Source organism: Candidatus Nitrosocaldus islandicus (assembly GCF_002906215.1).
In the GTDB taxonomy this organism is placed as follows: Archaea; Thermoproteota; Nitrososphaeria; order Nitrososphaerales; family Nitrosocaldaceae; genus Nitrosocaldus; species Nitrosocaldus cavascurensis.
The window spans coordinates 1,069,236-1,083,833 of the sequence record NZ_CP024014.1 but is presented as its reverse complement, the minus strand read 5'-3'; the positions used below and the strand labels follow the sequence as shown (position 1 = coordinate 1,083,833).

The window sequence follows — 14,598 nt, the reverse complement described above, 5'->3', positions numbered from 1 at the left end:
GCATGGGGATAGATAATAAGAAGGTTGTTATAGGTGCTATTGCTTCTACTGTTGTTATAGTACTTGCTAGTGTTGTTGCTATAACGCTTCAAGGTTCTAACAACAATAATAGTACTAGTAGTGATGTAACCCTCCCAACCTCTGAGAACGTTAGTAGAGATCAACTATTGCAGGATGCAAACAAAGGTAAGAGGCTCAAGATAATGACTACATTCTACCCTCTATACGAATTTGCAAAGGCTGTTGTTGGTGATAGGGCTGATGTTGATCTATTAATCCCCTCTGGTTTGGAGCCTCATGACTGGGAGCCATCTGCAAGGGATCTTGAGAGGTTGAAGGATTATCAGATTCTAATCTATAATAGTGCAATATTCGAACCCTACATAGATAAGGTAAAGGGTTTAGGCTATGATCTGAAGATGGTTGAGGCAGCGAGTGGTATGGTGCTTGATCAGGATCCACATGTATGGCTTGATCCAATACTAGCAAAGGAGCAGGTGAGGATCATACGAGATGCAATAGCAAGTATGGATAGTGATGAAGGTAATAGCAGATACTATGATGAGAATGCAAGAGCATACACTGCAAGGCTTGATGAACTCCATGTAAAGTTTGAAGAGGGGCTTAGGGATTGTGGGAGGAGGGAGTTCATAACGCTTCATTCAGCATACAATTACCTTGTCAGTAGGTATGGGTTAAAGCAGATAACCATTACTGGTATTGAGCCTGAGCATGATATCCCAGCAGGCAAGATAAGGGAGATAGTGGATCTGGCAAAGAGGCATGGTATTGATGTTGTTTATGCTGAGGAAGGCATAGATGATAGATTGGTTAGAGCATTGGCAGAGGAGATAAATGCTAAAGTACTTACACTGAGCCCTATAGAGGTTCTTGATGAGGAGGATCTGGAGGAGGGTAAGACATACATAGCAAAGATGGAGGAGAACCTAGAGAACCTAAGGCTAGGATTAGGATGTAGATGAAGGGTATGGCAATACTGAAGGTTAGGGATCTAAGCGTGAGATATGGTAGCACAAGCATACTTGAGGATGTAAACATGGATGTTGAGCATGGTGATATACTTGGTATCCTAGGCCCCAATGGAGCAGGTAAGACAACTTTATTCAACTCAATACTAATGCTTCAAGAGCATGAGGGTACTGTAAGCATATTCGGCTACTCTAACCATACAAGAAGGTATGTATTACCATTCATTGGCTACCTCCCACAAAGGTTCAGTGTTGATCATAACTTTCCTGCAACTGTAGAAGATCTCATCTATACAGGCCTGATATCTATAAGATATATGCAGAAGAATGCTTATCTGTTAGAGAGGAATGGATATAGATGGAGTTACAATCCAAGGCTTAGCAACAGGGAGAGGATAGATGAGGCATTGAGGATGGTTGGGCTTGAACATGCAAGGGGGAAGAGGATAGGCATGCTATCTGGAGGCGAACTCCAGAGAGCACTTATAGCAAAGATACTTGTTAGCAGGCCTCTCATGCTTATACTGGATGAGCCATTCACTGCACTAGACCAAGATGCACAGACAAAGTTATTCAACATACTCAGTACTCTAAATGAGGAGATGGGTGTAACTATAATACTTGCTGCACATGATCTCATGCTACTCATGAAGCTTGCAAAGCATATAGCATGTATAGATAGGAGGATCTTCTTCCATGGTAGCAAGGCTGAGTGTATTGCAAGTGATCTTCTCAGACTGTACAGTGAGCATGCCATGCATATGCATATGAAAGAGCATAAAGAGATTGGTACTGCTGGATATGTTGGTAGTAGTAGTAGCAACAGTAGTAGCAGTAGTAGTAGAAGTACTGGCTAGTTAGATAAGGAGAGATCTCTTATGCTAGATATACTTGCATATACATTCATGCAGAAGGCACTCATAACAGGTATTGCTATTAGTGCTGCATGTTCAATACTTGGACTATTCCTTGTGCTGAAGCGCTACTCGTTATTTGGAGATGCCCTATCACATGTAGCATTATCTGGTGTTGCTATAGGTCTGTTCCTTAACATATACCCCCTCTGGACTGCCTTGCTAACATCTGTAACAGCATCCCTTGGGATAACAAGGTTAAGGCAGAGCATTAGGATACAGGGCGATGCTTTAATAGCAGTACTGCTCATATTTGGTGTTGCATTTGCAGTACTTCTCATAAGCGCATCTGGAGGTTTCAGGGTTGATCTCTTCTCATACCTCTTTGGTAGCATAACACTGATAAGCAATGAGGATGCACTTATAGCAGTTATAGCATCCCTTGCTATAGTAGCATCTGTGATAGCACTTAAAGATAAACTCTTCTATATGGCGTTGGATGAGAGGCAAGCAAAGATAAGCGGGCTAAACACTACGCTTCTCAACTATATCTTCATGATCATGGCTAGCATAATGGTTATAGTTGCTATGCGCCTAGTTGGCATACTCCTTGTATCATCGCTAATAGTTCTTCCAAACATAGCAGCAATGATGCTTGGAAGGGGATTCAAGACAACCATGCTTATCTCACTCTGCATATCATTAGCATCTGTAATCTCAGGGATAATCACATCTTACTACCTGAACGTAGCTACTTCAGGCATGATAGTCATGATATGTATAGGGATAATGGTATCTATAATCATCTCTAAGCATCTCAAGATACCTAGAAGTGAACAAAACGTGCTAGATGTAAAATGAAAGAGCATGATAGCATATAAATAAGAATTACCAGTACTCAGCCTTGACCTTCTCTATTGCCCGCTCAAACTCTGGGCCCTTCCTTCTAGCATACTTCTCCATAGCAGTAAGAGGTATCCCTCCCAGTGCCCTTGCCAAGCCAGTGAAGAAGTACCTCCTTATAGGATCGTTCTGCCCAACCTTGTGCATGAACTTCATTATGCCATACTTGAAGTTGTGCTGCCAGCACTTGTACATGACAGCAACCTTGGCAGGTGTCATGCTATTCCCTATATCATAGAACTTTGACTTGCTAAGCAACCCTATTGGTACGAATGTCAATGGTGTAACTGTGAACTTTGACTCTGGTTGCTCATGCTCAAGTTCGTGTATAAGCATTACAGTCTCCCAACTATCCTCCTCCTGCTCGTTGTTATCCAGCCCCATTATAAGTGTGAATGCAGGTACCCAGTAGTGCTCGTTGAGAACCTTAACAGCATGCTTTACAACCCAGTGCCACTCACTTGGCTTGAATGGTGCCAACTTCCTATCTGCATACTTTTCTATAAGCCTTATACTCCCAGTCTCAAAGCCACATTGTATGCCTATGTGGTTCTCTGGTCCTGCCCTTATCACCTCTGAGAGTTTGGGTATCAAGCGTTCATCTGCTATTGCTCCAGCAAGTGTGCCATGTGTAGGGTTTGTATGCACAACCCCTGTACTCATAACAGCCTCAAATAACTCTATTAATGCTTCAGTATTAGGCTCCATGTTCTTGTTCTTCCTTGGGTTAAGGCCATAGACGAAGATATCATCGCTATGTATCCACGCATTCCTCAACCCACCCTTCTTTATATTCACCTCTATCTCCTGCTTCACCTTCTCTGGAGGGTAGTATCTTAATGGCCTTAATGTAACCTCGCAGAACTTGCATCCTCTCCCACACCCCCTCATCACTTCTATCATACCATGTATGCTTGGTTCTACTATCTCTGGTATCTCATCAATGCTAGGCTCATCGTTGTAGTGGATGAATCTACCATAGTACTTCCTACCATCTACATCAAAGTCCTTTATTATGACCTTAAAGTCGCTCTTCTTGAATGGGTTTGCAACATCAAACTCCCCATTGATCAATGCCCTAAAGAATGCCCCTGTAACCCCAGTACCATCCAACTCTGGAGCAGTCCCTCCAAAGTCACCCTCTACTATAGCATAGATATCATACTCTTCAATCTTTGCTGGATCATAGTTGTACTGCCATGTACCAGCAGCACCAACAACAACCTTAGCCTTGCTCCCTGTCCTCTCCTTCGCCAACCTTATCCTCTTGTGCAGTTCAGCAGAGTAGAACTCATCATAAGATATCATCTTTCTACCATAGGTGAATGTCATTGTAACAGGACCCATCCCTAAAGGATCCATCTCGTATATTCCAACAACCTCAGTCTCAGGGCCTATAAAGCGCTCAATATGCTCTGGATGCACTACAGCAACCTCATCCCTTGCAAACCCATCCCTTAGGAGCCCAGCCTCTATCTTCCTTAGCCCGTATGGGGCATACCTTGCTATACCATGATCATGCTCTATTGGGTTGCAGATGAAGTCGAATAATACCCTTGGTGTAACCTGATTCTTGAGTATCCAGTACCAGAACCCATCATGTCTATATGGGTCTATTGCTGGTGCACAACCAAAGAACGATGCCAATGATATGCCTCTATATATTGACATTAAGGTTCTATCTGCAGTAAGGACTATCTTTGGCTTGCCCATCTAAAAAGAGTGTATACACGCATGATATAAACTTACACTAGCTATTGATAAGGTGTAATGTTGTAATAATAATAGAAATAATAAAAGGTTATCGCTTCTAGCGCTTGCTCTTCCTGCTATAGTATCTGTATCCTATGAACGCTGCTAACCCTGCAGCAACTGGTGCTACTGCACCAACCATGCTCTCTGGAATTACTTGGAATGTTATGTTCAATGTAGTTACAAGCGTTACACCATTGTTGAAATCTGCCCTAACTATCAATTGGTCTAACATGTCTGGTATAACACAGATTATATAACATAGATTATGGAACTAAAGACCAGTCTCATACTCGTTTAATATACCATCATCATGGTAATAATTCAACAAGATCATCCTTTATTCTCTTCTATTTTCCTTCTTCTACTTCTTCCTACTATTTCTATACTTTGCTAGGCTAGTTCCACCTTCATACCCTGACAAGCCTACCGCTCTTATCCCTTGCATATGCTCCAAACTCATTGCATGCTAGGATATCTCTAGCATCCATCACAGGTCCATCCTTGCATAGAACATATCTGCCTATACAGCATGAGGAGCATAAGCCTATACCACACTTCATGATCCTCTCTAGGCTTGCTTGAGCCTCTAGCCCATACTCATCTACAATCTTTAGAACCTTGAGCATCATCGCTTCAGGACCACATGTATAGACCATATCAAACCTCTCCCCTTTGCTTGAAGCATCTTCAAGCAGAGCCTTGAGCATATCACTTGCATAACCCTTAAAGCCATAGCTCCCATCATCAGTACATACAATAACCTTACCATTGTTACCAACAAGCCTTCTAGCAAGATCCTCAAAGATCACCTCATCCTTACTCCTAGAGCCCATGATGAATGTTACCCTTATCCCTGTTGAGTTGGATAGCATCTTGCAGAGCCTAAGCAATGGTACAAGCCCTGTACCTCCTCCAACCAGAATTACGTTACCATTGCTAGCAGTGAATGCTCTCCCATATGGGCCTCTTAGCCCTATAGTGCTACCTTCATGCATGTTGTATAGAGCAGTAGAGGAGTATCCATGCCTCCTAACTGTTAGTGCTGCATAACCTGCTCTATCATAAGGATCGAGCATAACGCTCATTGGTATCTCATCAACCCTAGGTATCCATACCATTAGGAACTGCCCTGCCCTTGCCTCAGATGCAAGATCATCCTTGAAGATGAGTGTTCTTACAGTTGGACTCTCATCCCTAACCTCCTCTACCCTTACAAGCCTCATCCTATCCTTACCCATACTGCTATCAGTATCTGTGAGCAATACCTACTACCTCCTTTACACTCTTCAAACTCTTCCTTGCTAGATACTCCTTTATACCATCATTAACCTCTTTAAATACATCTAACCATCTATCTCCTATAGCGCTTCCTATCTGCACAGCATGTGCACCAGCAAGCATGAACTCAACTGCATCCCTCCAGTCATATATGCCTCCACACCCTATAACTGGCACCCCTGCTCTATGAAGTTCATATACACATCTTAAGGCTATTGGCTTTATTGCCCTCCCAGATAAGCCTCCAATCTTGTTGCTTAGAACAGGCATGCATGTCTCAGCATCTATAACCATTGCTCTAATGGTGTTTATTGCTGTAACTGCACTAGCACCAGAGTCTATAGCAGTCTTTGCTACTTCAAGCATATCAACCGCACCAAGCCCAAGCTTTGCTATTATTGGTTTGCTTGTAACTGCTCTTATGCCCTTGATTATCCTGCTCACAAGTTCAGGATCATCACCAACCTCTAACCCAACCCTCTCAACATGGGGGCATGATAGGTTGAGTTCATAGCCTATAATGCTAAGATGGTCTAGCCTCTTAACCATAGATACGAACTCATCAACGCTAGAGCCTACAAGGTTCACTACTATAGGTATTCTATAATTATCATGAATGCTCTTATCTTGCATAGTATCTGTACTCTCTTTATCATAACCATACTTACTCAACTCTTGCACAAAGTGATCTACTCCAGGGTTTGCTAGTCCTACTGCATTAACGTAGCCAGAGTCAACCTTCACTATTATTGGACCTTTATACCCTTCCCTAGGCTCTACGCTTATGCTCTTGCTTACAACTGCGCCTGCTCCAGCATCATAAACACGCTTCATAACCTCATATGAGATGCCAAGTATGCCAGATGCTAGTATGGTAGGATTCCTAATCCTTATACCAGCAAACTCTACGCTAAGATCCACAAAGCATAAGCATTGATCGCACTATATAATGCTACATTTTTAATAGGCATTGTAGCAGAGGATGATGATGGTATGAGTAGGTGTAATCTACTCTTGCTTGAGAATGGTATAGTTGCTATAGATGATGCTGATGGATCAACCAAGGTTGTAGATGTATTGAAGTTCAACAGGGAGAGTATGGCTAGAGAGTATAGCATGATCAAGAGTGGGTTGGATGATAGTAGACTCTCAACAATACTCTCATCACTCAAGGCAAAGGGTTACACATCACTTGCATGCAATGATCCAATACTTGTGGATGCTGCTATAAGGCATGGGTTCTCTGCTGTAGAGATGAGTGCTGAGGATAGGTTGAAGGTACAACATAACAAGGTTGCTATAATAGTTGAAGCAGGGCTTGCTGAGGATGAGCAGGATGCATTCCTTGCACTCCATGAGTTTTCAGTAAGTCTATCATCAATCAAGGTTGCAGAGGCATCAGCAAAACCTGATCAGCATATAATCCAGTGCATAAACACAATAGATGAGTTGGATAAGATCGTAAATATAATGGGGGCAAGGCTTAGGGAGTGGTATGGCTTACACTTCCCTGAACTTGATGGTATAGTACAAAGCCTTCCATCATACTGTGATATAGTGCTAAGGTTTGGTAGGAGAGATGCAATTACAGTAGATGCATTAAGGAGCATAGGCTTGCAGGATGAGAAGAAGGTAGATGCTATAGCAAGGGCAGCACTAACAAGCAAGGGAGGTATGATAAGTGATGAGAACCTCATCCTACTCCAGAGGATTGCTGAGGAGATAAAGCATCTCTCAAAGCAGAGGGATGCTCTAGCAAGGCATATGGAGGATGAGATGGCTAGGGTTGCACCAAACCTTAAGGATATACTTGGAGCAACCATAGGGGCAAGGATGATAGCAAAGGCTGGAGGACTTGAAAGGCTAGCATTGCTACCTGCTAGCACTATACAAGTTCTAGGTGCAGAGAAGGCACTATTTAGAGCCTTGAGAACTGGTACTAGACCACCAAAGCATGGCATAATATTCCAGCATCCATCTGTGCACTCAGCACCAAGATGGCAGAGGGGCAAGATTGCTAGAGCAATAGCAACAAAGGTTGCTGTTGCAGCAAGGATAGATGCATTCACAGGGACAAGGGATGATACACTACTTGCAAAGTTAAATGAGAGGCTTGAGGAGATAAGAGAGAAGTATGTAGAGCCAAGGCATGAGGAGAAGGAGGAGGGAGAGAAGAAGAGGAAGGGGAGAGGTAAAGGTAGAGGAGGTGGAGGAGGGGAAGAAAGGAGGGAGAGAAGAAGAAGGAGGAGGGGAAGGAAGAGGTAGGTAGGAAGGTTGATCATACATGCTTGAGGTAGAAGGGGCAGAGGAGAAGGGTATAAAGGTTGTAGAGGTTGGAGGGGAGGAGAGGCTATGCACAAGGAACCTTGCAAGAGGTGTACAAGTTTATGGAGAGCAGTTGATAAACATAGATGGGGTAGAGTATAGGGTATGGGATCCATTCAGGAGCAAACTTGCTGCTGCAATCATCAAGGGTCTAAAGCATCTACCTATAAGTGTCTCTAGTAAGGTACTCTACCTTGGTGCATCAACAGGCACAACTGTAAGCCATGTCTCAGATATTGCATACAAAGGCATAGTGTATGCAGTTGAATCAGCACCAAGGGTTGCAAGGGAGTTGATAGAGAGGGTTGCAAAGCATAGGAGGAACGTTATACCTATAGTTGAGGATGCTAGAAGGTATGAGCACTATCCTGCAATGGCAGGTAAGGTTGATGTAATCTACTGTGATATTGCACAGCAGGATCAGACTGATATTGCAATAGCAAATGCAAAGGCATACCTCAAGGATAAAGGTTATCTTATGCTTATAGTTAAGACCAGAAGCATAGATGTTACAAAGGAGCCAAAGAGCATAGTTGAGGAGGAGGTTGAAAAGTTGAGGAGCAATGGCTTCTCAATAGAGAAGGTCATATACCTTGAACCATTCGATAAGGATCATGCTATGGTTATAGCAAGGTATAAAGGATGAGGAGATAGATGGTTGGTTTACAACCATCATCATATACTTGCAAGCAACGATCTTATAGGCTTCCATGAGTACCTTATGAAACTGAACCTACTGCTTCCATTATCATCCATGCTATCATCATGGAAGTGATGTAATTTAATATCTGATACATCAATTGAGATGAGGTTACTATGAGACTTGCTCCTACTTGAATCAGATGTTCCAGACTCATCCTCTGCTACACCACTGGTAAATAGATACCTTATGAACCTCCTAGTTCTACCATCCGAAGGATAGCCTGATCCAAAGTCCCCATACCTTCTCTTCACACCATCTACAATGCTATCCCTTGTAACCTTTGCCACTATAGATGCTGCTCCAACAAGCACGTTATCCCTATCTGCCTTGTGTGCTGCACTTATCATCATCCCTATATCCTCATCATCAAGCATCCTTGCTATCATAGCACTGAACCTCTCTGGTTTTGTGTCGCATGCATCTACATAAGCAAGTAATGGCTTTAGTTTAGATAATGCAATAGCAAACATCCTTGCCTCTAGAACGTTTAAAGCATGCTCATAAACATACGCATCTATAACCCTAGGCTCTGCTATGCATACTGCAGTTGAACATAACTCAAGTATCTTGTTGTATAGTATCATCCTACTCCTCCTATCAAGCATCTTGGAGTCCTTGACCCCTAGTTCTATCAGCCTATCTATGCTTGATGCATCTATAGCAACAGCAGCAACTACAAGGGGACCTATGACTGCACCCCTACCTGCCTCATCAACCCCTGCTATCCTATTCAACACCAATAGATATGGGCAAGGATTAATTAATAAATCGTTTGTATCTTCATGCATAAATGGTTGGTCTGCTTATTGTATGTATAGATAGATGAATTGATGAATGGGCCTAGGTTAGAATGTTTGCTTTACCATCACTTGTTACTATTATTCCTTCTATCACTTACTATGGATAGAAGTATAGATGCCCCTATTATGCTCAAGGTTGATGCTACAGCAACCTCCTTTGGTATCTCTATATGGAAGCCTTCAAATAGGAACTTAACCCCTAGCAATGCAAGAACAACCCCTAAACCCTTGTTCAGATACTTGAATCTGAATAGCATATGATCAATAAGGAAGTAAAGGGATCTCAAGCCTAGTACTGCTGCTATGTTTGCTGTATACACTATAGTGAAGTCATTGGATATTGCTAGGGCAGCAGGTATAGAGTCTACAGCAAACATAAGGTCGCTAGCCTCTATTGCAAAGAGTACAAGTATGAGTGGAGAGAGGAGTAATGGACTCTTCGTTAGAACAAACCTATTCCCATCGTACCTATCTGCTATAGGTAGGTAGCGCTTAGCAAATCTAACTATAGGATTCCTCTCAATATGTGTTAACTCCGTCTTGTTACCCCATATCTTGACCCCACTGTATATCAGGATTGCAGCGAATATGAAGACTAACCATGGCAATGCTTCAAGTGCTGCAATACCAGCGTATATGAATAATGCTCTCATCACTATAGCACTTATTACCCCTACATAGAGTACTACTGGTCTTGCTGTAACTGGTGTTGCAAAGTAACTGAATATTGCAGCAAATACGAAGAGGTTATCAACGCTTAACGACTTCTCAAGCACGAATATGGTGAAGTAGTCTAGAACATCAGATGTTTGATACTCATAACTTAGAGATACTCCAAACGCTACCCCAAAGCCTATCCATACAATGCTCCAGATTGTTGACTCCTTGATGCTCATCCCATGCTTCCTCTTCATCCCTACAAGTAGATCAACTGCTATAAGCACTGCTACTATTATATGGAACTCTAGTAGTGTTAGAGAACTCAGCATCTAGCCATCTCCAACCTCCTTGCTTACATACACATCCATCACTATATCTATACGTTACCTACCTTACTTTATCCCATTTATCATTTATTGTGTTTAGCAGCATTAAAGGAAGGGCATCTCTATTATCCCTGTTAACCTCTATCACAATGGATGCCATCTCCCTGTACCTACTGATGATCCAATGCTTGAACCTCTTGTGTATAACCACTATAGCAGCATACTTGCTACTACTATTGCTAATAGCATCAAGCAATGCTCTCAGAGCATCTACAATATCTGATGAGAGTAACTCCATAGGTCCTATCTCATCAAACACTACAACTTTACTATTACTATTAATAGCCCTTAGGAGCATCATAGCAGCAATCCTACACCCATCAAGATCAACACTATACTTACCTATCCTAGGACCTTCAATACCTCCTCCTACTCCTGCTGATGATGATAATGATGCTAACCTTGCACTTGATCCATCAATAACGTTAACGAACTCAAACCCAACCCTTCTCTTGCCAGCATCCCTAACCTCTCTAGCAACAACACCACCTACGCTTATGCCCTTTTCCTTGAGCATATCAATCAGCCTCATGAGTACTGTGCTCTTCCCTACCCCTGGCTCACCAGTTAGTAGTATCAGCATAGTTTAGTATCCATGCATTTATCAATGCGAGTAGTAATAAACCAATGGGCTATGGAAGGGATAAGGGAGATAGTTGAAGGTAGCACAAGGTTGCTTGTGCCAGAGGCATCATTGGTAAGCGATGTGCCTCCAAAGCAACCAGCATTCTACAACCCAGCAGCAAGGGTTAGTAGGGATGTATCCATAGTAGCATACAATGCATTCATTCAACAAGTTGATGAGAAGAGTTTTGCAGATGCACTTGCAGGGCTTGGAGCAAGGGCTTTGAGGGTTGCCGTTGAGGTTAAAGGCATTGATGAGGTTTACATAAACGATATCAACCCAGTTGCAATTGATATTGCAAAGAGAGCATCCATACTAAATGGGGTTGAGCATATCTGTAAGTTCAGCATAGATACAGCATACAGGTTCCTTGCAGAGCACTCAACAAGGGGCTTCAGGTTTGGGATGATTGATCTGGATCCATTTGGTACCCCTGCACCATACGTTGACTGTGCCTTAAGGGCAGTTGTAGATGGAGGATTGCTTAGCATGACTGCAACAGATACCCCCATTCTGTATGGCATATACCCAAGGATAGCGATGAGGAGGTACCATGGCAGATCGATGAGGTGTGAGTATGCAAATGAGATAGGTCTAAGGCTACTGTTAGGGATGCTGAGCATGGTTGCATCAAGGCTTGAGATGGGCATAGAGCCGTTGTTTGTGCAGAGCACTAGGCATTACATGCGTGTATACGCTAAGATAGGCGTAGGTTCTAGCAATGCAGATGAGATGCCATCAATGCTAGGTTATGCGTATCACTGCAACTCATGCTCCAACAGGTTCACAGTAGATATTGATGAGTATAGGGAAGCATGCAATCTATGCAATAGTAAGAAGATGATCAGAGCAGGGCCATTATGGATCTCTAGGCTCATGGATGAGAGTTTTGTTGCTTTGATGAACAGTATAATTGATGATGGGGCATATGCTCTAAACCTAGATAAGCAGGCAGTGAATATAGTGAGGATAGCAAAGGAGGAGAGCATGCTTGTAGATGAGGCATTGTACTATACAGTAGATGAGGTAACAAGCATGCTAAAGATAAGGCCACCAAGCACTACAAGCATACTTGATACACTAAGGAGTAATGGATTCAAGGCATCAAGGACTGCTCTATCGTTGAGAGGTTTCAGGACAGATGCAAATATAAGGGATATATGCTCTCTTGTAAGAGCACTAGTAGATCAATAAGGTTGGGTTGATCATTGTTATACATTCTTCTTTATTCTTGCTACTTGCTAGACTTGAAGCCCTTGCATACTAGATAGAGTTCGCTACTCTCCTTCCTGCTAGCCTTTGGCTTGTGTATGTAAACCTTCTTGAAGTACATCTTAACCTCATCTATGAACTCCTTGAGCATATCACCATCAAAGACCTTTAGCACTGCACTCCCATCATCCTTGAGCAGTACCTTTGCTACATCCAGCACTCTCCTGCTCATGTATATCTGCTTTGCATGATCTAAACTCCATATCCCAGAGAGGTTTGGTGATACATCTGAGAGTACAACATCAACTTCATCAAGGATGTCCTTTACTCTTGCTGCTAGAGCATCATCCTCTACGCTCATGCAGAGGAACCTAACATTTGCTCCAAATCCCTTCCCATCTCCATCATCCTCTTCCCTCTCTCCTTTACCTTTACCCTTACCCTTACCCACATCCATCTCCCTTACATCAACACCCAGCACAAGCCCATCAGAACCAACAGCACTACTAGCAACCTGTAACCAGCCACCAGGATAACATCCTATATCAAGAACCTTATCTCCCTTTCTAAATATATGGAAGGATTTGTTGATCTCAAGCAGTTTGTATGCAGCCCTACTCTTGTAACCGCTCTCCTTTGCAAGCCTCCTGTAGTAATCACGTCTAGCCTCATCTAACCTCATTCTTGCTCATTCCTGTATGCTTGTACTAGATGCACCTAACTGGTAGCGGTAGAAGGAGTAGAAAGAGTAGTAGTGGTGGTAGCATCACTCCCCTTCTCTTCATTCATTCTCTTGCTCATCTCCACCAGAACCCAGTTCTCTATCAACCTGCATGTATTTGGACTCACGCTACCATCAACAGTACACATACTCTCAAGGTTGCATGTTATGCATGGCGCACCCTCTATGCTTGTAGTATCGAGTGGGAGCCTCACTGCTATTAACCTGAATGTCCACCTCCCATTCTCTAGAACCCTCTGCCTTGTAACCAACCCTCTCTTTTCTAGCCTCATGGCTATCCTTGAGCCATCCCTGCTTGTTAGGTTGAGTTCCTTCCATAACCTGCTTTGCAGTATACCCTCTTTGCCCTGCTCAACTATCAACTTGAATACCTTGGAGGTTAGATCCTCTATACTCTCCTCTCTACCCTCATTATTATCCTGCTGCATCAACTTACTCACCAACATTACTAATATGTGCAAACTGCTAAATAATCGTTTGTAATTATCTTACGAATTATGCAATGTACGATAGATTAGAGGTATCGAACTCCTTTACTACTTCATACTCCCTCCCAAATGCTAGCCTTGTTAGCATCCTCAACTCAGGGAAGTATGACATGGGATCACCTTTAGCCATAATGGTTGCTGTATGCTCATCCCCAAGAAGGTCCCTACACAACCCATAGGTCATCGTTCTAACCTTGTACTCATCAACTACACCTAAGCTATGCAGATATTCATGTGTAAGAACAACGAATATGTATGAGTTGTACTCCTCCTTACTCCTTGCTATACTCTTAACAGCATTAAGCAGATACCTGTTAATCACTATAGAGTTGGAACCTAACACATGGTATGCACCAATGAACGATGGCATATCTTGAAGCAGAAGGTTAAGACCTGCTCTCCTCATCCCAAACCTATCCTCTACAGCATCCTTCACTATGGCAAATACATCCTTAAAGTCATCTGCAACTCTTAACCTCTCTCTATACTTACTCATCCATTATATATAGAGAAGTGATAGGATATAAACTCTCCATAGATTATGCCTACTAATAATAAATATCTAAACTACAAACAAAGCATCTGACAGATTAGGAGTTTGAGGACACGCCCTCCATAAGGAACTATTAGGTCTGGATGACATCGTGATGTTGTGCCTTTAGGCGCATATGTGTGAACTCCCACCAGGGATGTGGTGGAAAACGGATCGGTAGAATAGGCTATAACTCCAACTAGGGAATCGAGAGTGTTCTTTGCTATCCACATATAATATGGACTAAACTGCATGGTTGGTGGGCGAGGAGGGAGTCGAACCCTCGACCTCGGCTGTGTGAGAGCCGCGTCCTAACCAGGCTAGACCACCCGCCCCCTCCTAGATT

General features: G+C 42.8%; 16 protein-coding genes and 1 tRNA gene. 6 read left to right on the top strand and 11 right to left on the bottom strand.

Features of this window, described 5'->3' with window-relative positions; all coding sequences use genetic code 11:
- Positions 1 to 2 precede the first annotated feature (2 nt).
- Genes CRG89_RS05620 through CRG89_RS05610 form a run of 3 tightly spaced genes read left to right on the top strand, consistent with a single transcriptional unit; the run spans position 3 to position 2,704 of the window.
- Positions 3 to 983: a metal ABC transporter solute-binding protein, Zn/Mn family gene (locus CRG89_RS05620; protein ID WP_103287317.1), complete on the top strand. Its 981-nt coding sequence runs from the start codon at positions 3 to 5 to the stop codon at positions 981 to 983.
- 5 nt (positions 984 to 988) lie between these two features.
- Positions 989 to 1,846 (top strand): metal ABC transporter ATP-binding protein, encoded by an 858-nt coding sequence (locus tag CRG89_RS05615; RefSeq protein ID WP_158648747.1) that lies wholly within the window; start codon positions 989 to 991, stop codon positions 1,844 to 1,846.
- A 21-nt stretch (positions 1,847 to 1,867) separates the two neighbouring features.
- Positions 1,868 to 2,704, top strand: a complete 837-nt coding sequence (locus CRG89_RS05610; RefSeq protein ID WP_103287315.1) for a metal ABC transporter permease — start codon at positions 1,868 to 1,870, stop codon at positions 2,702 to 2,704.
- 27 nt (positions 2,705 to 2,731) lie between these two features.
- Here CRG89_RS05610 and CRG89_RS05605 read toward each other — a convergent pair whose 3' ends face one another.
- The 4 genes from CRG89_RS05605 to CRG89_RS05595 all read right to left on the bottom strand — a co-directional run bounded on the left by CRG89_RS05605 (position 2,732) and on the right by CRG89_RS05595 (position 6,700).
- On the bottom strand, positions 2,732 to 4,459 hold the full coding sequence (locus CRG89_RS05605) for a B12-binding domain-containing radical SAM protein (protein WP_103287314.1): 1,728 nt from the start codon (positions 4,457 to 4,459) through the stop codon (positions 2,732 to 2,734).
- A gap of 97 nt (positions 4,460 to 4,556) precedes the next feature.
- Positions 4,557 to 4,733 carry a hypothetical protein gene (locus CRG89_RS08775; RefSeq protein ID WP_158648746.1) on the bottom strand — a complete coding sequence of 59 codons (177 nt, stop codon included), beginning with the start codon at positions 4,731 to 4,733 and terminating at the stop codon, positions 4,557 to 4,559.
- Between the two features lie 175 nt (positions 4,734 to 4,908).
- A complete protein-coding gene (locus tag CRG89_RS05600; protein WP_197706714.1) occupies positions 4,909 to 5,763 on the bottom strand; it encodes a dihydroorotate dehydrogenase electron transfer subunit in 855 nt (284 codons plus the stop codon).
- Complete coding sequence (locus tag CRG89_RS05595; protein WP_103287312.1) at positions 5,747 to 6,700, bottom strand: dihydroorotate dehydrogenase; 954 nt, start codon at positions 6,698 to 6,700, stop codon at positions 5,747 to 5,749. Before CRG89_RS05595 ends, CRG89_RS05600 begins: the two co-directional genes overlap by 17 nt.
- Before the next feature lie 72 nt (positions 6,701 to 6,772).
- On the opposite strand from CRG89_RS05595, the gene CRG89_RS05590 reads away from it, so the two are divergent.
- Positions 6,773 to 8,044 (top strand): NOP5/NOP56 family protein, encoded by a 1,272-nt coding sequence (locus CRG89_RS05590; protein ID WP_148695164.1) that lies wholly within the window; start codon positions 6,773 to 6,775, stop codon positions 8,042 to 8,044.
- A gap of 19 nt (positions 8,045 to 8,063) precedes the next feature.
- Complete coding sequence (locus CRG89_RS05580) at positions 8,064 to 8,750, top strand: fibrillarin-like rRNA/tRNA 2'-O-methyltransferase (protein WP_103287310.1); 687 nt, start codon at positions 8,064 to 8,066, stop codon at positions 8,748 to 8,750.
- A 29-nt stretch (positions 8,751 to 8,779) separates the two neighbouring features.
- On the opposite strand, the gene rnhB is transcribed toward CRG89_RS05580, so the two are convergent.
- The 3 genes from rnhB to CRG89_RS05565 form a co-directional block, all read right to left on the bottom strand.
- Positions 8,780 to 9,544: a ribonuclease HII gene (rnhB, locus tag CRG89_RS05575; RefSeq protein WP_231911560.1), complete on the bottom strand. Its 765-nt coding sequence runs from the start codon at positions 9,542 to 9,544 to the stop codon at positions 8,780 to 8,782.
- A gap of 128 nt (positions 9,545 to 9,672) precedes the next feature.
- Positions 9,673 to 10,596: a TerC/Alx family metal homeostasis membrane protein gene (locus CRG89_RS05570; RefSeq protein ID WP_103287308.1), complete on the bottom strand. Its 924-nt coding sequence runs from the start codon at positions 10,594 to 10,596 to the stop codon at positions 9,673 to 9,675.
- A 58-nt stretch (positions 10,597 to 10,654) separates the two neighbouring features.
- Positions 10,655 to 11,236 (bottom strand): nucleoside-triphosphatase, encoded by a 582-nt coding sequence (locus CRG89_RS05565; RefSeq protein WP_103287307.1) that lies wholly within the window; start codon positions 11,234 to 11,236, stop codon positions 10,655 to 10,657.
- 24 nt (positions 11,237 to 11,260) lie between these two features.
- Here CRG89_RS05565 and CRG89_RS05560 point away from each other — a divergent pair, with 24 nt between their 5' ends.
- Positions 11,261 to 12,472, top strand: coding sequence for a tRNA (guanine(10)-N(2))-dimethyltransferase (locus CRG89_RS05560; RefSeq protein ID WP_158648744.1), 1,212 nt, complete (start codon positions 11,261 to 11,263; stop codon positions 12,470 to 12,472).
- Positions 12,473 to 12,512: 40 nt separating this feature from the next.
- Here the strand turns inward: CRG89_RS05560 and CRG89_RS05555 are convergent, their stop codons facing one another.
- The 4 genes from CRG89_RS05555 to CRG89_RS05540 all read right to left on the bottom strand — a co-directional run bounded on the left by CRG89_RS05555 (position 12,513) and on the right by CRG89_RS05540 (position 14,587).
- Positions 12,513 to 13,172: an RlmE family RNA methyltransferase gene (locus tag CRG89_RS05555; RefSeq protein WP_103287305.1), complete on the bottom strand. Its 660-nt coding sequence runs from the start codon at positions 13,170 to 13,172 to the stop codon at positions 12,513 to 12,515.
- Between the two features lie 35 nt (positions 13,173 to 13,207).
- Positions 13,208 to 13,672 (bottom strand): helix-turn-helix transcriptional regulator, encoded by a 465-nt coding sequence (locus tag CRG89_RS05550; protein ID WP_197706715.1) that lies wholly within the window; start codon positions 13,670 to 13,672, stop codon positions 13,208 to 13,210.
- Positions 13,673 to 13,727: 55 nt separating this feature from the next.
- A complete protein-coding gene (locus CRG89_RS05545; protein ID WP_103287304.1) occupies positions 13,728 to 14,216 on the bottom strand; it encodes a hypothetical protein in 489 nt (162 codons plus the stop codon).
- A 293-nt stretch (positions 14,217 to 14,509) separates the two neighbouring features.
- Positions 14,510 to 14,587: transfer RNA gene (locus CRG89_RS05540), tRNA-Val, on the bottom strand.
- Between the last annotated feature and the right edge of the window lie 11 nt (positions 14,588 to 14,598).